The organism is Mesorhizobium sp. (genome assembly GCF_005063415.1).
Taxonomy (GTDB): Bacteria; Pseudomonadota; Alphaproteobacteria; order Rhizobiales; family Rhizobiaceae; genus Mesorhizobium.
The window spans coordinates 1-19,508 of record NZ_SUEG01000025.1; the positions used below are offsets into that span (position 1 = coordinate 1).

The 19,508-nt window shown below is 63.9% G+C and carries 20 protein-coding genes; 7 read left to right on the forward strand and 13 right to left on the reverse strand.

Annotated features, from left to right (window positions below; all coding sequences use genetic code 11):
* Together E5W70_RS09530 and E5W70_RS09535 are read right to left on the reverse strand one after the other, a co-directional pair.
* Nucleotides 1-550: SDR family NAD(P)-dependent oxidoreductase (locus tag E5W70_RS09530; RefSeq protein ID WP_292656854.1), on the reverse strand; the 550-nt coding region annotated here is incomplete at its 3' end.
* A 67-nt stretch (nt 551-617) separates the two neighbouring features.
* Nucleotides 618-1,079, reverse strand: coding sequence for a RidA family protein (locus E5W70_RS09535; protein WP_292656856.1), 462 nt, complete (start codon nt 1,077-1,079; stop codon nt 618-620).
* 97 nt (nt 1,080-1,176) lie between these two features.
* Between E5W70_RS09535 and E5W70_RS09540 the strand changes: the two genes are divergently transcribed.
* Nucleotides 1,177-2,028, forward strand: a complete 852-nt coding sequence (locus E5W70_RS09540; protein WP_292656859.1) for a LysR family transcriptional regulator — start codon at nt 1,177-1,179, stop codon at nt 2,026-2,028.
* A 15-nt stretch (nt 2,029-2,043) separates the two neighbouring features.
* Here the strand turns inward: E5W70_RS09540 and E5W70_RS09545 are convergent, their stop codons facing one another.
* Nucleotides 2,044-2,508, reverse strand: a complete 465-nt coding sequence (locus E5W70_RS09545) for an SDR family NAD(P)-dependent oxidoreductase (RefSeq protein WP_292656861.1) — start codon at nt 2,506-2,508, stop codon at nt 2,044-2,046.
* On the reverse strand, nt 2,459-3,127 hold the full coding sequence (locus tag E5W70_RS09550) for a glutathione S-transferase family protein (RefSeq protein WP_292656864.1): 669 nt from the start codon (nt 3,125-3,127) through the stop codon (nt 2,459-2,461). Before E5W70_RS09550 ends, E5W70_RS09545 begins: the two co-directional genes overlap by 50 nt.
* Nucleotides 3,128-3,275: 148 nt before the next feature.
* Between E5W70_RS09550 and E5W70_RS09555 the strand changes: the two genes are divergently transcribed.
* Complete coding sequence (locus tag E5W70_RS09555; RefSeq protein WP_254820647.1) at nt 3,276-3,455, forward strand: CsbD family protein; 180 nt, start codon at nt 3,276-3,278, stop codon at nt 3,453-3,455.
* A gap of 63 nt (nt 3,456-3,518) precedes the next feature.
* On the opposite strand, the gene E5W70_RS09560 is transcribed toward E5W70_RS09555, so the two are convergent.
* Nucleotides 3,519-4,649: a metallophosphoesterase gene (locus E5W70_RS09560; RefSeq protein WP_292656867.1), complete on the reverse strand. Its 1,131-nt coding sequence runs from the start codon at nt 4,647-4,649 to the stop codon at nt 3,519-3,521.
* 119 nt (nt 4,650-4,768) lie between these two features.
* Between E5W70_RS09560 and E5W70_RS09565 the strand changes: the two genes are divergently transcribed.
* Nucleotides 4,769-5,362 (forward strand): hypothetical protein, encoded by a 594-nt coding sequence (locus E5W70_RS09565; protein ID WP_292656870.1) that lies wholly within the window; start codon nt 4,769-4,771, stop codon nt 5,360-5,362.
* Between the two features lie 49 nt (nt 5,363-5,411).
* Here E5W70_RS09565 and E5W70_RS09570 read toward each other — a convergent pair whose 3' ends face one another.
* Nucleotides 5,412-6,023 carry a TetR/AcrR family transcriptional regulator gene (locus E5W70_RS09570; RefSeq protein ID WP_292656872.1) on the reverse strand — a complete coding sequence of 204 codons (612 nt, stop codon included), beginning with the start codon at nt 6,021-6,023 and terminating at the stop codon, nt 5,412-5,414.
* Between the two features lie 150 nt (nt 6,024-6,173).
* Between E5W70_RS09570 and E5W70_RS09575 the strand changes: the two genes are divergently transcribed.
* Complete coding sequence (locus E5W70_RS09575) at nt 6,174-6,974, forward strand: NIPSNAP family protein (protein ID WP_292656875.1); 801 nt, start codon at nt 6,174-6,176, stop codon at nt 6,972-6,974.
* Nucleotides 6,975-7,008: 34 nt separating this feature from the next.
* On the opposite strand, the gene E5W70_RS09580 is transcribed toward E5W70_RS09575, so the two are convergent.
* From E5W70_RS09580 to choX, 3 genes are read right to left on the reverse strand one after another with little or no spacing between them, the layout of a single operon-like run.
* On the reverse strand, nt 7,009-8,457 hold the full coding sequence (locus E5W70_RS09580; protein ID WP_292656878.1) for an amidase: 1,449 nt from the start codon (nt 8,455-8,457) through the stop codon (nt 7,009-7,011).
* Between the two features lie 8 nt (nt 8,458-8,465).
* Nucleotides 8,466-9,326 (reverse strand): alpha/beta hydrolase, encoded by an 861-nt coding sequence (locus tag E5W70_RS09585; protein ID WP_292656881.1) that lies wholly within the window; start codon nt 9,324-9,326, stop codon nt 8,466-8,468.
* Nucleotides 9,323-10,258: a choline ABC transporter substrate-binding protein gene (gene choX, locus E5W70_RS09590; protein WP_292656884.1), complete on the reverse strand. Its 936-nt coding sequence runs from the start codon at nt 10,256-10,258 to the stop codon at nt 9,323-9,325. Before choX ends, E5W70_RS09585 begins: the two co-directional genes overlap by 4 nt.
* Before the next feature lie 129 nt (nt 10,259-10,387).
* On the opposite strand from choX, the gene betI reads away from it, so the two are divergent.
* Both betI and E5W70_RS09600 read left to right on the forward strand, forming a co-directional pair.
* The gene (gene betI / locus E5W70_RS09595) at nt 10,388-10,990 is read left to right on the forward strand and encodes a transcriptional regulator BetI (RefSeq protein ID WP_292656887.1); all 603 of its coding nucleotides are present in this window, start codon (nt 10,388-10,390) and stop codon (nt 10,988-10,990) included.
* 112 nt (nt 10,991-11,102) lie between these two features.
* On the forward strand, nt 11,103-11,861 hold the full coding sequence (locus E5W70_RS09600) for an SDR family oxidoreductase (protein WP_292656890.1): 759 nt from the start codon (nt 11,103-11,105) through the stop codon (nt 11,859-11,861).
* Between the two features lie 79 nt (nt 11,862-11,940).
* Here the strand turns inward: E5W70_RS09600 and E5W70_RS09605 are convergent, their stop codons facing one another.
* The 4 genes from E5W70_RS09605 to E5W70_RS09620 all read right to left on the reverse strand — a co-directional run bounded on the left by E5W70_RS09605 (nt 11,941) and on the right by E5W70_RS09620 (nt 18,305).
* On the reverse strand, nt 11,941-13,071 hold the full coding sequence (locus E5W70_RS09605) for an IS481 family transposase (RefSeq protein ID WP_292656893.1): 1,131 nt from the start codon (nt 13,069-13,071) through the stop codon (nt 11,941-11,943).
* 223 nt (nt 13,072-13,294) lie between these two features.
* On the reverse strand, nt 13,295-15,829 hold the full coding sequence (locus E5W70_RS09610; RefSeq protein ID WP_292656896.1) for a mechanosensitive ion channel family protein: 2,535 nt from the start codon (nt 15,827-15,829) through the stop codon (nt 13,295-13,297).
* A gap of 101 nt (nt 15,830-15,930) precedes the next feature.
* A complete protein-coding gene (locus E5W70_RS09615; protein ID WP_292656899.1) occupies nt 15,931-16,935 on the reverse strand; it encodes a cytochrome d ubiquinol oxidase subunit II in 1,005 nt (334 codons plus the stop codon).
* A complete protein-coding gene (locus E5W70_RS09620; protein WP_292656902.1) occupies nt 16,932-18,305 on the reverse strand; it encodes a cytochrome ubiquinol oxidase subunit I in 1,374 nt (457 codons plus the stop codon). Before E5W70_RS09620 ends, E5W70_RS09615 begins: the two co-directional genes overlap by 4 nt.
* A gap of 263 nt (nt 18,306-18,568) precedes the next feature.
* Here E5W70_RS09620 and E5W70_RS09625 point away from each other — a divergent pair, with 263 nt between their 5' ends.
* Nucleotides 18,569-19,495: an ABC transporter ATP-binding protein gene (locus tag E5W70_RS09625; protein ID WP_292656905.1), complete on the forward strand. Its 927-nt coding sequence runs from the start codon at nt 18,569-18,571 to the stop codon at nt 19,493-19,495.
* Nucleotides 19,496-19,508 lie beyond the last annotated feature (13 nt).

Genomic DNA, 19,508 nt, shown 5'->3' on the forward strand with positions numbered 1-19,508 from the left:
GGTTGACGGTGACGCCGTCCGCCGCCACTTCGCCGGCCAGCGTCTTGGCCCAGCCGGCGAGCGACGCACGCAGCGCGTTCGAGGCGGTAAGGCCGGGAATCGGCTCGCGGACGGAAGTCGAGGAAACGGCGATGATGCGTCCCCAGCGCCGCGCCCGCATTCCAGGCAGGAACCAAACGGCGATGCGCATCTGGCTCAGCACCATGCTGGTGAACTGCTTCTCCCAGACGCTCGCATCGAAGACGCTGGCCGCGAAGGGCGGCGGGCCGCCGCCGTTGAGCAGGACGATGTCGATCCGCTGATGCTCGTCCTCGACGGCATGGATCAGCCGGGAGACGCTGTCGTGGTCGGAGAGGTCGGCGCTGAAGGTCGAGCAGATGTGGCCGGCGGCCTCGATCGCGCGCCGCGCCGCATCCAGGGTCTCCTCCCCTCGTCCGACCAGGATGACTTCGGCGCCTTTCGCCGCGAGCGGTTCGGCAACGCCGAAACCGAGGCCCTTGCCTCCGCCGAGAACAAGCGCCCTCCGTCCCACAAGATTTGTACTTATCAAGCCAAGCCTCCTCCTGGTTCGACTGCGCAGCCTCGGGTCAGGCCTGAGGGCATGCTTTGGGCGTGCATCAGCGGACATGCACGATGGCGTCGGCTTCGACCGGAACATTGGCCGGCAAGCCGGCCATGCCAAGCGAGCAGCGGGCGTGCTCGCCACGCTCGCCGAAAACATGGAGCAGAAATTCGGATGCTCCGTTGCCGACCTCCGAATAGGCCGAAAAGCCGGCCGCCGCATTTACATAGACGGTCAGCTTGGCGAATTTCACGACGCGGTCGAGATTGCCGTCCAGTTCCTTGTCCAGCCAATAGACGATGTTGGCCGCGCAGAGCTGGGCGGCGTTCCGCGCCGCAGCCAGATCGATCTCTCTGCCGACCTGGCCGATCGCGGCGATCTCCTGCCCGATCTCGGGGATCTGACCGGAGACATAGACGATGTCGGCGACCCGAACCGTCGGCGAGAACGGCAAAGCAGGCCGCTCGAGCGACGGCCAGGCGACACCGAACTCCTCAAATCTTCTTCTGTAGGACAAGGTGGCTGCTCCTGTTTTCGTTCGTGCGAGCGGACCTTGAATTCAGATCGGGCTTTCGGATAGCCTGATAGTGCTGACACAGCTATCAGGAATTCTTATGACCGGAGATATCGACGTCAGGCTGCTGCGCGCCTTCGTCACCGTGGCCGATACGGGAACTGTGAGCCGGGCCGCCGATCGGCTTGCCCGCACCCAGGCGGCGGTGAGCATGCAGCTTCAGCGCCTCGAGGGTGAAGTCGGCGCCGAGCTGCTGCGCCGTTCGCCGCGCGGCGTGACGCTGACCGAGGCCGGCGAAATCCTGCTCGCCTTCGCCCGCAAGGCCATCGCGATCGGCGACGATGCCAGGCGCGAGATAGAAGGCCGCAGGCTGGTCGGCCGTGTCCGGCTGGGCATCGTCGAGGATTTGGCGGTGACGCGGCTGCCGTTGATCATTGCCGACTTCCGCCGCCGGCATCCTTCCGTGGAGATCGAGCTGACATCAGCCAGCAGCAGCGATCTCAGCAAGTCGCTGGGCGAAGGAAGATGCGACATCGTCATGGCCGATCCGGCACGCTTCACAAAGGCGCCGCGAGGCCATCTGTCACGACAGCTGGTCTGGGCGGCAAGCCGCATGATCGAGATCGATGACGAGGTCGAGCTTCCGCTGATCATCTTCGAAGGCGCCTGCTCCTGGCAGGACAGGATGCTGGCTTCGCTCGCCGAGGCCGGGATCGGCTGGAAGATCGGCTGCCGCGTGTCGACCTTCGCGACGCTGATCTCGGCGCTCAGGGCCGGGCTTGGCATCGGGCTTCTGCTGCAGGAAGGACTACCGCCCGACTGCCAAAGCCTCAACGGACGCTTCAACCTGCCGCTGGCGCCGATGGCGGATTTCGGCGTCTACCTCGCGAGGGACCCGTCGCGGCTGGTGGAGGAGTGTGGCGATTTCCTGCGGGCGGGATTTGAAGCGTAGCGAAAAGATCTGACTTCACCGTTCCTGGTCGGTCGGGCGAATGACGATCTCGTTGACGTTGACGTGTGCTGGCTGGCTCACGGCATAGAGAATGGCCGCGGCGATGTCCTCGGCGGTCAGCGCCTCCATGGCGGCGAGCCGCTTGTCCAGATCAGCCTTGAAGGCCGGATTGGTGATGTGGTCGCCGAGCTCGGAGCGCACCAGGCCGGGCTCGATAACCGTGACGCGAACCTTGTCGGCGTAGACTTGGCGGCGCAGCGATTCGGAAAAGCCGACGACGCCGAACTTGGTTGCTGCATAGCCGCTGGCGCCCGGATTGGCGACCGGCCGGCGACCGACGAGACATTGACGATGTGGTGAAGTCTCCGGAGCCCCTGCCCGATCTTCAGATAGGCCGCGGGGCGCGAAGTGGAAGACCGGCTTTGCTTGGTTACTCGTCTGGGCCGGGCTCCGGCCATGGCTCCTTCGCCGCCTCGGCATACCAGTGGCGCATCGCCGGCATCGAAAGCACGGCGTCGACATAGGCGCGGGTATCGGTTGCCGGCGTGCCGCCATAGGTGTCGAAGCGGGTGACGACCGGCGCGTACATGGCGTCGGCCGCGGTGAAATGGCCAAACAGGAACGGGCCGCCTTTGCCGTATTTTTCGCGGCATTCGCGCCATAGCCCTTCGATGCGCGCCCGTTGCGTCTCACCTTCGGCGTCGAGCGGCTTATGGCCTTTTGGCCGGCGCAAATTCATCGGCCAGCCATAGCGGACCTCGCGAAAGCCGGAATGCATCTCTGTTGCCGCCGAGCGGGCCAGCGCACGGGCGCCGATATCGGCCGGCCAGAGCTTTTTTTCCGGAAACAGCTCGGCGAGATATTCAAGAATGGCAAGGGTTTCCCAGACGATCCGGACCTCGCCAGTCGGCAGCCGATGGTTCAGCACCGGCACCTGGCCGGTCGGCGATATCCTGGCCAGATTGGCCGCGGTCTCGGGCGTGCGCAGGCGCACAAGACCTTCCTCGAACGGGATGTCCAGGTGCTTCATCGCCAGCCATGGCCTCAGTGACCACGACGAAAAACACTTATTGCCGATGAAGAGCGTGAATTCAGCCATTGTCCCTCCGGCCCTGTCTGCCCGGGCTTCTGGTGCACCCTATCCTGTCGGCTTCGCGGCCGGAAGCTATCCCAACTCGACCGGCCGAACCCGGAACCTAAGCGATCCGCGACCGTTTCTCCAGGCGAACGGGTTCAGGAGATGCGAGATGGTGAACAAGGATCAAGTTGCCGGCGTTGCCAAGCAAGCCAAGGGCTCGGTCAAGCAGACCGCCGGCAAGGCCACCGGCAACAGGCGCACCGAGGCCGAAGGCGACGTCGACAAGGCCACCGGCAAGATGCAGAAGGCTTACGGCGACGTGAAGGACAAGGTGAAGAAAGCGCTTTGAGGGTGGCCCTTTGCGAACCAGGACAAGGCGGCTCGGCCGCCTTTTTGCGTCCTCTCCTGCCCGTCAGAAAGTCAGGCTTTTGCTGTATGCATTGGTGAAGGTGACCTCGCCATGATCTCCGGCGGCTTCGCCCAGCACCACATCCATGCTGTTTCCCGTCACCCGCGCCAAGGCAAAGCCGCCCATGAAGGCGGCCTTCGGCTTGAACAAATCGAGCCCGTCACGGTGGTAGATCATCGGCGTCGCGTGCTGGTGGCCATGGAAGATGCCGACGACGTTGTAACCCTTCAGCACAGCCAGCAGCGCCTGCCTGTCGGCTTCGCTCCACCAGTGCGGCGGACCCGTGCCGTTGTCGTCGAAGGTTTTTTCGGCGGCGTCCCATTTTTCAATCGAAAAAGTATCCCAGCCATAATGCTGGAACAGGATGACCGGGCGGCCGTCGCCGGCATAGGTCGCCAGGTCCTGCTTCAGCCATGGCAGGCTGCTGACGGCGCCATGGCCGGTATCGCCAGCAAAACGGTGCGTCTGGACAAGATGCAGACCGCCCCAATCCCATGAATAGCAGTCGGTCTCGACGTCGTAGTCGGTCGCCGGCGCAGCCGGCTTGAAGAACACGCCGGGGCGGTGGTTGACCTCGACGTAGTCGCGCATTTCGCGGCGATACCAGTCGACATGAGAGCGCGGGCCGTTCTGGTCGAGGTCGTGGTTGCCGAGGCCGACATAGACCGGCATGTGCACGCGGTCGGGGCCGACGCCTTGCTGGTAGCGCTGGCTGAACTGAAGCAGCTGCGTGCCCTCGCTGGGCTGGGTGATCTGGCCGCCGCCGTCGTCGGTGATGTCGCCGCCAACGACGAGGCCGAGCGGCGTGCCGATTTTGCCCGTCGAGCGCAGGCCGGTGGCAACGCCATCGATCTCAGCCGGCCATTGCCGGTCACCGACGCCGTTGAGTGCGGCGACATTGCGCAGCAAGGCAGCGTCGGTCTTGCCCTCCTGCTCGCAATGCGGGCTCAATCCGTCCGCCATTCGGCAGGCATGGATGTCAGCGATAAACAGGAAGGTGGCGTCGATCGGCGGAATGCGCTGCCCGGTCTGGCCGAAGGCCGGGCGCGAAACGGCGCCGGCCGCGGCAAGGCCCGCTGCCTTCATCAGGAAGCTGCGCCGGGAGACCGGGCGGGCGGAAATGCGACGCATCATGCGCTAAAATTCAGCACGACGCGGACCGGCAGTCCAGTTGCTCGCAAAGTGTGTCGACACGTTCTCCCAGGTCTGGCATTGCTTTCGGCATTCAACTTGCGCGGGCAGAGGAGGACGCCATGAAAACTGCATCCATCGGCATGACAATGGCCATTCTGGCGGTGACGGGCGCAGCGCATGGCGCCGAGTGCATCGACGCCAAATCGGCCAAGGCAGGCTTCATTCTCGAAAGGCCCGGCATCCACAGCGAATTTCGTCCGGCGGCGGGCGGAATGGTGGCCGTGGCCAACAAATACCAGTCGCAATCGCCGCAGTCGCAGTACCTGTTCGGCGGGCTGATCGAAGTGTTTCGCGACAGCAGCACGGGGCAGCTGGCGATGATCCCGTTTTCCGATCTCAGGAAGGTGTTCCCGCTGAAGGCGGGTGCCCAGAGCAAGATCGTGTTTGCCCGTCTCGCACCGAACAAACCGCCGAAGGGCACCGAGACGCTCGAGATCAACGTCAAGGGCAAGGAGACGTTCAGCCTGGGCGAATGCAAATACTCCGTGCTCGCGGTCAGGCAGACGATCAGGAGCGAGGCCGGCGAGACGCGGGACGAATTTACCGCGCTTTACGCACCCGATCTGCAGGCAGTTGTGGCCAGGCGCTATGACGAGGGCACCAGTGCCGAAAGCGTGGTCGGCTACGAGCTGATCAAGCCGCTGCCGAATTAAGAGCTCGGCCTCCCCGCCTCGGTCATAGTGAGCGACTGTCCTGCCGGCGTCAAAGGGCTCTGTGCAGTATCCTGTTACGTCGCCTCGTTCCTGTTTTGGACGACATAACTCCCTGATCCAACGCCATCAGGCAGTCGCGCAGCACGCTTGCGTCCTGTGCGGTCTTGGCCATCGACATGGCGCCGGAATAGCTGGCGACGGCGAGCGCTGCGAAGCGCTGCGGATCGGTGCCCAGCTCCCGGCCCGCCTGCTGGTCGGCGCTGATCTTGTCGGCGATCGCCTGACGCCAGGCCGAAAAAATGCCGGCAAGGGCAATGCGGAAATCCGGATCGGCAAGCGACAGTTCATGCGCCAGATTGTTGAGCGGGCAGCCGCGCACGAAACCCTGCCGCTCCAGCTCCGCCGCGACGGCCGCGAACACGGAGCGCACGCCCTCGCGCGCTGAGGGAGCCATCCGCACCGGTGCGATCCATGTCTCTTCTACCGCGGCGGCGACCCGCTCCTCGATCACTGCAAGCGCTAGCGCCTTCTTGGTTGGGAAATGGTGGTGCAGCGCGCCGCCGGTGACGCCCGCCGTCGCCATCAGGTCGCCCATGCTGGAGGCGTGATAGCCGCGTGCCTGAAACGCCTCCTCGGCGACATCGAGCACCTTTTTACGCATGCCTTCGGGGTCGTTGGTGCGTTTTTGAGTCCGCGCCTTTGGGCGAGCGGTTATCTCTGCTGACATCTTCGCACGATAGCAGATTGACAAAACAGGACAACCGGTCTGTTTTGTAAAACAGGATGACTGCCCTGTTTTGGAGATCGAGCGATGAACCTGCCTTTGAACGCCGAGTCTAGATCCGATCTGCTCGCCTCGCCCGTTGTCGAACTCAGGCAATACACACTGAAACCCGGCCGGCGCGAGACGCTGATCGGCATCTTCGACAATCACCTGATCGAGGGCCAGGAAACGGCAGGGATGACCATCATCGGCCAGTTCCGCGATCTCGACCGGCCGGACATGTTCGTCTGGCTGCGCGGCTTCGACGGTATGGAAGCGCGGAAAAACGCTCTGACCGCCTTCTATGACGGGCCGGTCTGGGCTGCCTGGCGCGACGCCGCCAACGCCACGATGATCTCGTCCGACGACGTGCTGCTGCTGAAGCCGGCCTGGCCAGGCGCCGGCCTAGATCTCTCGGGATCGCAACGAGCAACCCAGACGGACCTCGAAAAAGCGAGCGCAAGCAGCGATTTGCAGGCAATTGTTGTCATCAGGATTCATCAATTGCAACCGGGTCTGGAATCCGGCTTCGCCAGGGATTTCCAGACCGGGGCTCTTCCGGTGCTCGCCGCACTTGGCGCACGGCCGCTGGCCGCCTTCGTCACCGAACATGCCGAAAACAGCTTTCCGCGGTTGCCGGTGCGGGCCGGCGAAAACGTCTTCATCAGCATCACGGGTTTCGACAGCGCCCAAGCGCATGCCCGCCATGAGGCAGCCTTGGCTGCCTCTCCGGAATGGCTGGCATTCGAGCAGGCCGCGCAGCGGGAATTCGCCAGGCCCGTGGAGGTTCTGCGCCTGGCGCCGACGGCGCGATCGCTGTTCGGGCGCCGGTATGACCAACGCCGTTGAAGCGCCTATATCTGCCGGAGTCCCCTCATCTGGTTCACGCCTGAAAATGCCTGGCATGGATCACCTGATAACGCGTGGTCCATGCGGTTGCCTGCTCCAGGTCAAGGGAAATGCGAAGCAGTCGGTGATCCTCGTTCTTACGGCCAATGAGCTGGATGCCAATCGGCAGGCCGCCTTTCGACTGGAACAGCGGCAGGCTGGCGGCCGGTTGCCCGGTGACGTTGAAGATTTCTGTGAAAGGCGCAAAGCCGTAAGCTCGGCTCGCCCAAGCCTCGTAATCGAAGACAGCACCATCGCCATGGATGGCGCCAAGCCGAGGCGGCAGGTCGGCCGTGGTCGGCGTCATGATCAGGTCGAACGCATCGAATGCCATCGCCATCGCCAGCGAAGCGCTGTGCACGTGGTCCTGCGCCCTGAGATAGTCGGCGGCCGAAGACCGTCGAAAACAGTCGAGCGCGTGACGAGTCAGGCTTTCGATTTCGCCAGCCGCCGGCATCCGCCCGATCTCATCGGCGCGCTCGTCAACCAGCCGCGCAACCTCCGACATCCAGAAGATGCTCCAGTCAGCTTCGGCGCTGGCTTCCCGCGGGAAACGCGCCTCTGTGACCTCGTGCCCCATGTCCTCGAGGAGGATCATGGCTTCCTGGAATTTTTCCCCAATCTCGGACGCGACCGGCGTGCCATCCGGCCGGTGCGCCAGGCACGCGACGCGCAGACGCTCGCCGGGGGAAGACAGCCAGTCCAGGTAGGACGGCACCGATTTCGACACGGAGTAAGGCGCTGCTTGTTCTGGACCGGCAGTCATGTCCAGCATGGCCGCGCTGTCCCGAACGGTGCGGGACAGGACGTTCTCGGCGTAGAGCCCGGCGCCGACCTGACCTCGACCAGGCCCGACAGGCGTGAGCCCGCGCGACGGCTTCATGCCGAACACGCCGCAACAGGCAGCCGGCACCCGGATCGAGCCGCCGATATCGGAACCGTGGGCGACCGGCACCATACCGCTTGCCACCGCCGCAGCAGCACCACCGCTCGAACCGCCCGCCGTCAGCGAAGGATCCCAGGGGTTCAAGGTGGGGCCGCGAAAGCTGGGCTCAGTCACGAAGTCGTTGGCAAATTCAGGCGTGTTTGTCTTTCCCAACAAGATCAGACCGGCGGCCCGCCAGCGCCGGACGATCTCGCTGTCGGGCTTCGGCGCGGCATCCTTGAAGTAGAGCGACGAGTGCGTCGTCGGCCACTCCCGCACATGGACGCCGGTGTCCTTGACCAGGAAAGGAATGCCGGCTAGTGCCGCCTGCCGGTTGCAGCTTGCCGCTACGGAAAGCGCCCGGTCCGCATCGATCAGCGTCACGGCGTTGATGGCGGTATTGATGCTTTCGATCGCTTCGATGGCCGCCTCGACGACATCGACAACGGACAGTTCGCCCGAACGAACATGCCCGGCCAGGGCGACGGCATCCAGCGCCATGTATTCGGAAAGGTTCATGACTGCTCTCAGCCCGCACTACCGGTCGCTTCGGCTGTCGGCTGGGGTCCAGCTTTGGTCCGGACCTTGAAATAGCGGGCGATGGCTGCCGCGACCAATGCCGGGTCCTCCCAATGCGGATTGTGGCCACAGCGCACCGCGCTCACGAACGCGGCGCTAGGGATTTCTTCGAGGAGCCGCCGTTGGTGCGTTTCGTCGAAGAGCAGGTCGCGCTCGCCAGCAATGACAAGCGCCGGCAGGCGCAGCGTGCGCGCCTTGTCGGTCAAATCGACGCGCCGAACCTGCTCCAGGATTGCGCGCCAAAGTGCCGCCGGCATGGCTGACGCCTCCTTTGCAGCCATGGTCAGGAAGTCCGCTGGAACCTCGGCCTCGCAGGCATGCCAATAGTCATAGAACGGATCGGCCGGCGATATCGGATCTCGAAGCGCCCGCACACCAATGGTAATCGGGTGATCCTCACCGATCTGCGGCCTCAGAGTTCCGGCCATCAGCACCAGGCCGCCGATCATCTCGGGGTAGCGCGCGGCTGCCTCGATCGCCACCATGCTGCCCAGGGAATGCCCAACCAGAACCGGCCGCTCGAGCCGCAATCGCTCGATCAAACCTGCCACGTCTTCCGCGAAATCCGCCGGGGCGAAGCCGCGTGTCCCGGCCGGCGAGGCGCCATGCCCGCGCAGGTCCGGAATGACAAGCCGGCGGCCGGCGAGATGCGGCGCCAGCAAGGAGAAGCTGCGGCTCGTGTCGGAGAAGCCGTGCACCAGCACCAGCGCGGGCTCCTGCCCGGCGATTTCGATGCAGGCCGCTTCAGTGCTGCCGATCCCGACCTTGCGCTTGCGGCCGTTCCAGCCCGCCTGATCGGCCGATATCACAGGCCGAGCTGCTGCTTGACTGCGTCGAGCGCGGGCTTGCCATCGAATGTGGTGACACCGGCTAGCCAGGCGCCGAGCCTATCCGGATTCTCCTTGACCGCCTTCAGGCCGGCTTCCTCCGGCTTCATGCCGTCATTGATGAGATAGCCCATGCCGAGATTTTCGAAATCGATATCGAAGGCGAGGTTCTTCAGCAACTGCCCGACATTCGGGCATTGTTGCAGATAGCCCTTGCGCACCTGCGTCGTCACCGTCGCGGCGCCGAAGTTCGGGCCGTAGAACTTGTCACCGCCGCTCAGATATTTGAAGTCGTACATCGTGTTCATCGGATGCGGCGCCCAGCCCTGGAAGACGATGAAGCGCTTTTCCTTGATCTCGTAGCCGACCTCGGAAAGCATGCCTGCTTCACTCGACTCGACGACCTGCCAGCCATCGAGGCCCAGCGACTTATCGGCGATGGCGTCCATCATCAGCTGGTTCGAGCCCGGCTCGATGCCGTACATCTTCCTGCCGAACTTGTCGGCGAACTTTTGCAGGTCGGAAAAATCCTTGACACCGGCCTCCCAGACGTAAGTCGGCACGGCAAAGGTGTATTTGGCGCCGACGAGATTGACGCGCACATCGTCTACCGAGCCGTCCTTCTTATAGGGCTCGTAGTAGGTGATCATCGCCGGATCCCAATAGCCGAGGAACACGTCCAAATCATTGTTCTTCAGGGATTCATAGATGACGTTGATGCCCAGAAGCGAGCTTGCCGGCTTGTAGCCGAGCGCATCGAGCAAGACGCTGGTGACGCCGGTGGTGAAGGCAAGGTCGTTCCATCCAGGCTCGGCCATGCGCACGACCTTGCATTGCTCGGGTTCAGCCGCAAAGATCGGCTGGCTAGCCAGCAGGACGCAGAGCGAGGCTCCCATTCCAAGGCTACGAAGCATTTCGGTTCTCCTCATTTCGCCAACACCAACAATGTTGACCACTCGGTTTTTAAATTGTCCCACCGGTCAATTCTTGATCTCGGCGGACGAAAATGTCAACGTCGGTTTTCGATGCATGGATCCAGGCCCGTGAAACTCAAGCGTCTCAGCGACATACGCCGCAAGGAGCTGCGGCAAGCCGCCTTTGCCGTGCTTCAGCGCGAAGGCATAGCTGGCGCGACCATCGAAAAAGTGGCGGCACAGGCCGGCGCATCGAAGGGCATCGTGCTGCACTATTTCAACAGCAAGCAGGAACTGTTCGAGCACGCCATGCGGGAATCGAACCTGGTGCTGCGTCATGCAGTGGTCGAGCGGCTGAGACAGGCGCGCACGCCAATGCAACGGATAGATGCCATTATCGAAGGCAATTTCGAGCCGCATCTCTTCCAGCCGTCCCTCTGCCATGCCTGGCTTTCGCTTTGCGCGGAGGTGCCGCGCGACGAAAAGCTGGCCCGCATCCAGAAGGTGATTCATGCGCGCATGCGCTCCAACCTGCTGTCCGGCCTGCGCGGTCTGGCGCCGGCACGCGATGCTGACGAGATCGCTTTCGGCGTCACCGCCCTGATCGATGGACTGTGGTTGCGGCTTGGCCTGCAGCCCGGCAGCGTTACGCGTGACCAGGCCATTCATCAGGTCAAGGATTTCGTCGCTACCCGCCTGGCTGTTCGTCGCGGTGCAGCCGCTGCCGAATAGACAGGCGCATCAGCCGAAAGTTCATATTGTAGGATAGGCCGGCGGCTTGACCACAATTGGCAACGGCGCTGTTCTCCTTATCAGACAAGACGGCAATCCGCGGGAGTGTTGGATGAGACTGGGCGGCAAACGGGCGCTGGTCACCGGCGGCTCGGACGGGATCGGGCTGGCAATCGCCGAGGCGTTTTTGCGCGAAGGCGCGGATGTGCTGATTGTCGGCCGCGACGGCAAAAAGCTCGACGCCGCCCGAAAGCAGCTCGGGAACAATGTAGAAACGCTGTCGGCCGATTTGTCGGCCAGCGCCGGCATCGACGCCGTGGTCGAGCATGCCAGGCGCGGCCCACCTCTCGATATCCTCGTCAACAATGCCGGCGTGGCGTTCCTGGTGCCGTTCGAAACCGTCAGTGAGGACCAGTTCCAGCAGTCGTTCGCGCTCAACGTCACGGCGGTATTCTTCCTCACCCAACGGCTTTTGCCACATCTCGCGCCGGGCGCGGCCTCGGTGATCAACATCTCGTCCTATTTCGCGCACAAGATGATCCCGAAGCGGCCGTCCAGCCTCTATTCGCTGTCGAAGGGCGCGCTCAATTCGCTGACCAGGTCGCTCGCCTTCGAGCTCGGGCCGCGCGGCATAAGGGTCAACGCCATCGCGCCCGGCACGGTCGACACAGCGATGCGGCGCAGGTCGATCGAAAACCTGCCGGAAGCCGCGCAAGCCGAGCTCAACGCCTATGTGGAGCGCAGCTATCCGCTCGGCCGCATCGGCCGGACCAGCGACCTTGCCGGCATCGCGGTCTATCTCGCCAGCGACGAAGCGGCATGGACCAGCGGCGGAATCTTCGCCGTGGATGGAGGATACACGGCGGGGTGAGTAGTTGCTTGTCTCCCCCCTGTTTGGACCTGGGACATCGCGAACAGGTGTGCGGGGACATCGCGAACAGTTTCCCACCCTATCGTTGGCTTGCGTTGAGGTCGATGGTCTGGATTTTCTGATGACGGAAGTAGGCATCGAAGACGCCATCGGTTTCGGTCGGGCGGAAGGCGACGGCTTTGCCGGCAAAAGCCTTGCAGATCTTGACGGCATGCCCGAACAGCGAGGTTGTGCCTTTCTGCTGGATTTTGCGGACTTGGTCGCCGGGCGCGTATTCGAACGGCTGGACGGTATCGGCGAAGTCGCGCGTCGAGGCACGATAGCGCTCGAGCGGCACAGCGTCGGCAATGGCCTGATGCGGCCGCTCGGTGTTGTAGATGTGGCGCCATGCGTCGAAAGCGCGCTGCGCCGCCTGCAAGCTGTCGAAGGGCGGGCCCTGCAGCGCCTCGGCCTTGAGCGTGCGGTGGAACCGCTCCTCCTTGCCCAGCGTCTGTGGATGGCAGGGTCTGGAATGGCTGACCGACATGCCGTTCTCGATCAGCCAGACGCCGAGCATGGTGAAGTTGTTGCGGCCGCCATCGCCCCAGGGTGGGCCGTTGTCGGTGGCGATGCGCCATGGCAGGCCGTAGCGTCGGAAGGCCGCAATCAGGCGGGTTTTGACAGTTTCGGTGGTCTGGTCGGGACAAGCTTCCAGCACCAGCGAGAACCGCGAATGATCGTCGAGCACGGTCAGCGGATGCAACCGTCCGGCGCGCCACGGCACATGGCCCTTGAAGTCCATCTGCCACAGGTCGTTGGGCGCGGCGTGCTCGAAGCGGATGAACGCTTTGGCGCCGCCGCCCAGCGCGCCCAGTTCGACGCCGTTGCGGCGCAGGATACCAGTCACCGTCGAGGCAGCCGGATGGCCAAGTCCCTGACGCGCCAGCACCCGGGCGATCTTGCGCCCGCCCCAGGCCGGATGCGTCGTGCGCACCGAAAGCGCTGCCGCCTCGACCTCGGGCGCGCTGCGCGTCGGGCTCGACTGCGGCCGGCGCGAACCCTCCAAAAGCCCGGCTGCGCCAAAAGCCTGCCAGCGTGCGAGCAACTTGTAAGCGCATGTTCGACCAATCCCAAAGCGTCGGCACAAGGCACTCACATTCGCCCCCTCGGCCGTAGCCAGCCGCACAAACTCCAGCTTCTGTTTCATCGCGCTCGTGTCCTCGAATGGCATCCCGAACCCCCCAGCGCAAAGCGCGCCAAACTGTTCGCGATGTCCTCGCACACCTGTTCGCGATGTCCCCGGTCCAAACAGGGGGGAGATCGGCTATCACCTCGACCTTCGCCAAATCTCCAACGTTCAGGACGAGCGGAGCGCTGAAACTGCTAATCTCCCCCCTTGCGGGGGAGATGGCCGGCAGGCCAGAGGGGGGTGCTGTCCCGCCAACGTCTCGAAACTACCCCCCCTTCTTCCAGGGCAGGCTCCAGCGCACTTTCTCCAGCGTCGCCTTTGCCTCGGCCGAGTCCGGGTCGGGCTCTGTCTCGCGATAATGCGCCGAGCCCTCAGGCGGGTAGGCAAGTGTGTTGTTGAACGCGAATTTGTCGATCTGGCTGAAGTCGGGGAAAGGCAGATTTTGCGCCTCGCGCCAATCGCTGACCCTTTTCTCCGCGGCGATGCGTTTTTCGTCGTCGACCGGAAGGTCGGTGGCTCTGTATTCCAGTGACGAAGGGAAGGCGAACTGCGCACCGGCATCATCCATGATGTTGATCATGGACAACAGGATGTCCTCGCGGATGGCTTGAAATTCGGCAACGTCGGCGGTTTTGACGTAAGTGAACACGTCGATGTCGAGCGAATAGGCACCGAAGCCGGCAAAGCGCACGCGGCACGGCTCGTCGATGACGCGCGGATGGGCGATCAGCAGCTTGCGCAGTTCGGCCAGGACGTAGCGCAGCTGATCGGGCGTCGTCTCGTAGCGCAGCTGCAGCGTCGTCGCGAACCGGGTGCGGTCGCGATGCGCGTAGTTCTCGATCTGCATGCCGGCGAAATCCGAGTTCGGCACCGAGATGATCGTGCGGTCGAGCGACCGGATGCGCGTCGAGCGCATGCCGATATGCTCGATCGTGCCGGACTGGTCGCCGAACTTGCAGAAGTCGCCGACGCTGACCGGCCGGTCGGCATAGAGCGTCAGGCCGGAGAGGAAGTTCTGCAGCGTCGGCTGCGCGGCCAGCGCCACCGCCAGACCGCCGATGCCGAGACCGGCAATGACGCCTTCGTAGGGGATGGCGAGCACTTCGGCCAACAGCAGGAAGGCGACGACCAGCACGGCGACGCGCGCGACACCGGTGGACAGCGAAATCAGCGTGTCGTGATAGCCGGGCACCTGCCACAGTCCACGGTAATGGTCGGCGACCTTGCCGATCAGGTGCCAGACCACCGGCACGGCGCCGATCACGATCAGGCTCCAGGCGATTGCCTTGACCGGGGCGGCGACCACTTGCGGCAGACCGAGCGGGCGCAGCGTCAACAGCAGGAAGAAGCCAAGCACGATCGAGCGCACCGCCCATTCGACAATGCGGAAGAAGGCCGAGCTGTCCGTCCTTCGCACAAACAAGGAAATCAGCGCATTGGCGATGAAGCCGAAGACAATGCCGGCCAGTGCGGCAAGGCCAAGCATCCACCATTGCCAGTGCTCCATCGGGCCGGCGCGGGTGAGCAGGCCGGGGCTGATCTCGCGGGCGAGGCCACGGGCGATGAAGAACGGGTCGGTGCTGGCGAAGGCGGCGAATTCCGGCGCCACCGGCACGTCTTCGACGTCGGCGTAGAGCGCGCGGATGTGGGCGAGCGTCTCGGGCGTGAACTGCCAAATCTTGCCCTTCTCGGTCTCGACCGGGCCGATGACGATGTTGCCGGTGGGATGCTCGAAATAGACGAAGGGGGTGTTGCTCTTCGGATCGTCGGGGATCTCCTGCCAATAGACATAGCCGATGCGGTCGATGACCTTTTTGAGATAGCGCTCGAGCAGGAAAGCCTCGTCGCCGCGCACCGCCGGACTGTAGTTGCGCAGGTCGAGCGCCGCCTGTGCCGGATCGCCGGCCTCGGTGAGGCCGCTCAACAGTACCTTGAACGTATCGCGTGGCGAGGCGAGCTTGCTCGGATCGTCGACCATGTCGACGGCTTCGCCACGCGCTTCCTGGAATTCGGCGAGCTTTGCCTGGAGCTGGGCAAGTGGCGGCCCGACGATGAACCAGTCGCCATTCCTGCGGCGAAAAGTGACGTCGAAGGAAATCCTGGTGCCGTATTGCGGCAGCGTCGCCGTCACCTCGTCGCCGGCAATCGTGTCATGCGGCAGGCTCCACAGGCGGAACGTCGCGTTGTCGATGACGGTGAACAGGAGCTTGGTATAATCGGGCATGTTGAGGCCGCCGCGGTCGGCCTCGGTGACGTCGACGAGACCCGCTGCCAGACCGGCAAGACCCATGCCGCCGCCGGTGGCGCGCGGCACGTTGTCGGCGCCGCTCTCGTTCATCGTCTGCAGGAATGAGCGCATGGTGCTCATCGGGCTCGACTGGTCGACACGGACGTCCTCGACGGCGCTGACGCGCACCCCTGTCCACCATTCGGCGGTGGCCGCATCGAAGCGGCCCATGAAGCTGCCGCCGTCGGGCGACTGGACGAAGGTGAAGGCGCCCTGGCGGTCGCCTTCGAACCAGTGGCCGACAAGCTTGTCGCCTTCGGCCTTGGCCTCGATGCGGCCGTTGTAAAGCGGGTAGACGCCCTTTACGTCGGCGCCGGTCTGCTCGAACTTGATCTGGGCGCCGCCGCCGCGCCATTTCGTGTCCCACACGCCGGTCCAGTTGGCCGCGTCCTGGGCATGCGCTTGCGGCATGGCCGGCAGCAGGCCGGCAAGCGCGAGTGCGCCGATCAGCGCGACCGTCCGGATCAGCAGAAGCAACAGCCGATCCTGCCTTGCCGCAAAAAAGGGGGTCATTCTGTTGCCCTTCTTCTGCCGGCGATTCTGCTGGGCCGGCCAGAGAAGGTTATTCCGCTTGAAGATGAATATTCTGTTTCAGGCGGCGCCGGCGATGCCGGTCAGTCATAGGTCAGATCCGTCGCCTTGCCGGCGAACACCCGGTAGGCAAAGAACGAATAGAAGATGATGATCGGCAGCACGACGACCGTGCCGACCAGGATGACTGCCAGGCTTTCGGGTGCCGAAGCAGCCTGCCAGATGGTCAGCCGGTCGGGCACCACGAAGGGGTAGAACGACCAGGCGAGGCCGGCAAAGCCGAGTGTGAAGATCGCGGCCAATGTCAGGAACGGGAGCAGCGCGTGGCGGTCGCCGGGTTTCGGCAGATGGAAGGTCTGGCGCCACAGCCACAGGAACAGCACTGCCGACAGGATCGGCAACGGCGACAAATAGAGCATGGCCGGCCAGACGAACCATTTGTCGAAGATGCGCGCGCTAGCAAAGGGCGTGGCCAGCGATACCGCAACCATGCCGAGCGCGGTCAGCACCAACGCCGTGCGCAGCCACAGCACCGCCTTCCTCTGCAGGTCGCCTTCGGTCTTGTAGATGACCCAGGCCGCGCCCATCGCCGCGTAGGCGGCGGCAAGGCAGAGCGCCACCAGCGCGCCGAAAGCGATGCCGCCAGGGCCGACGTCGAGGCCGAGCACATAGACGCCGAGCATATAGCCTTGCGCCAGCGAAGCGATGACCGAACCGAGGAAGAAGATGCGGTTCCAGCGGTGCTTCCTGCCGGCCGGCACCTTGGCGCGGAAATCGAAGGCGACGCCGCGCAGGATCAAGCCGACCAGCAGCACGAAAACCGGAATGTAGAGCGCCGTCAGGATGGTGCCGTGCGCCAATGGGAAGGCGACCAGCAGCAAGCCGACCGCCAGCACCAGCCAGGTCTCGTTGGCGTCCCAGAACGGGCCGATGGCGGCGATCATCGTATCCTGCTCGGTATCTTCGGCTGCGGCGAACAGGATGCCGATGCCGAGATCGAAGCCGTCGAGGATGACGTAGATCAGGATAGCGAGGCCCATCAGGCCGGCGAAGATCAGGGGCAGCAGGATCGGCCAGTCGAAGCTCATGATGTTTCTCCCGGTTGCGCAACCGGCTGCGACAGCGGCCTGTTCATGACGCCTGGCAGCGGCGAGGTGTCACCATCCTTCGCCGCCTTCAATGCCAGATGCACCAGCACGCCGAGATAGGCGATCAGCAGCAGCGCGTAGAGGATGAGATAGACCGCGAGCGACAGCGCGACATGGCTGCCGGCGACCGGCCCGACAGCATCGGCGGTGCGCAGCACGCCGGTGACCAGCCAAGGCTGGCGGCCGATCTCGGTGGTGTACCAGCCGGCCAGCGTCGCCAGCCAGCCGGACAGCGCCATCGGCACCATGACAAGCGCCAGCGGCTTAGGCAGGCTGTGGCGGCGCTTGAGGAAGAAGGCCGCCGACCAGGAGACGGCGAGCATCAGGAGGCCGGTGCCGACCATGATGCGAAAGCCCCAGAACACCGGAAATACCGGGGGATGATTGCCGGCATAATCGTTCAGCCCCGGTACGATGCCGCCGGCGCTATGCCTGAGGATGAGACTGGCGCCGTCGGGAATGGTGAGCTCGAACCTGTTCTCCCTGGCCGCTTCATCGGGAAACGCAAACAATACCAGCGGCACGTTGGGACCGGTGTTCCAGTTGGCCTCCATGGCAGCGATCTTCTGCGGCTGATGTTCAAGCGTGTTGAGGCCGTGCTGGTCGCCGGCAAAGATCTGGATCGGGATCAGGATCGCGGCGGTGAAGACGCCGGTGCGCAGCGCCTTCCACATCGATTCCGAGCGATCGCCGTAGAGATAGCGCAGCGCCGACAGGCCGGCGATCAGGAACGAGACGGTCAGCCCCGAAGCAAGCAGCATATGGACGAGCCGGTAGGGCATGGACGGATTGAAGACGACGGCCCACCAGTCGGTGGCGTGCGCCACACCATCGCGCATCTCGAAGCCGGCCGGCGTCTGCATCCACGAATTGAGCGCGATGATCCAGAAGGCGGACAAGGTGGTGCCGCCGGCGACCAGCACCGTCGCCAGCGTATGGACGCGGTTCGAGACGCGACGGAAGCCGAACAGCATGATGCCGAGGAACGCTGCCTCGAGGAAGAAGGCGGTGAGGATCTCGTAGGCCAGCAGCGGGCCGGCGATGTTGCCGACCGTCTCCATATAGCCCGGCCAGTTGGTGCCGAACTGAAAACTCATGGTGACGCCGGAAACCACGCCCATGGCGAAGGACAGCGCGAATACCTTAACCCAGGTGAAATAAGCGCGCATCCAGGCGGAATCGTTTGTCGCGTTATAGCGGAGCTTGAAGAACAGCAGCACCCAGCCGAGCGCGATGGTGATCGCCGGGAACAGGATGTGGAACGAGATGTTCGCGCCGAACTGGATGCGCGATAGAATGAGCGGGTCCATGGCGGCTCCGGCTGCTGCTTGTTCGTAGAAGGATAGGCTGGATGCACCGGACGGTCAAAGCGGCGTCCCGCCGCGAGGCGGAACGCCGCAGTGCCGGTTAATCTGCTTTTGCGTGGAATTTTGCTGGACGACCAGGCGGGTGTTGCCTATTCCGGCGAACCTCGATGTCCAGAACTGTCAGGAGCGCCATTGACATACGGATTTGCGAACCGACATTCAGCGGATTAAATCAACAACTCTGTTTCAAGCAGCCGTTTTCAGCCATGCAGCCGATCATCTCGATTTCCGGGGTCACCAAGACCTACGCCACCGGCTTCCAGGCGCTGAAGGAGATCAATCTCGATATTGTGCGCGGCGAGATATTTGCGCTGCTCGGGCCGAACGGCGCCGGCAAGACGACGCTGATCTCGATCGTCTGCGGCATCGTCAACCGCTCGTCGGGCAGCGTCACAGTCGACGGCCATGACATCAACCGCGACTACCGTGCCGCGCGCGGCCTGATCGGGCTGGTGCCGCAGGAACTGACCATCGACGCCTTCGAGAGCGTGTGGGCGACGGTCAATTACAGCCGCGGGCTGTTCGGCAAGCCGGCGGACAAGGCGTTCGTCGAAAAAGTGCTGCGCGACCTGTCGCTCTGGGACAAGAAGGACGCCAAGGCGATCACGCTGTCTGGCGGCATGAAGCGCCGGCTGATGATCGCCAAGGCGCTGTCGCATGAGCCGCGCATCCTGTTCCTCGACGAACCGACGGCAGGCGTCGATGTCGAGCTGCGCCAGGACATGTGGGCGATGGTGCGCCGGCTGCGCGAAGACGGCGTCACCATCATCCTGACCACGCACTACATCGAAGAAGCCGAGGCGATGGCCGACCGCGTCGGCGTCATCAACCGCGGCGAGATCGTGCTGGTCGAGAACAAGGCCGAGCTGATGCGCAAGCTCGGCCGCAAGCGGCTTGTGCTGGAACTGCGCAGCCCGCTGGCCACCGTTCCCGACGCATTTTCGCGCTACGCGCTGGAGCTTTCGCCGGATGGCGGGCAGCTGACCTATACCTATGACAACCAGAGCGAACGGCCGGGCGTCGCCTCGCTGATCCGCGAGCTCGAGGCGGCCGGCATCCAGTTCCGCGACATCGACACGGAAAACAGCTCGCTCGAGGAGATCTTCGTCAATCTCGTGAGGAAACAGGCATGAACCCGCGCGCGGT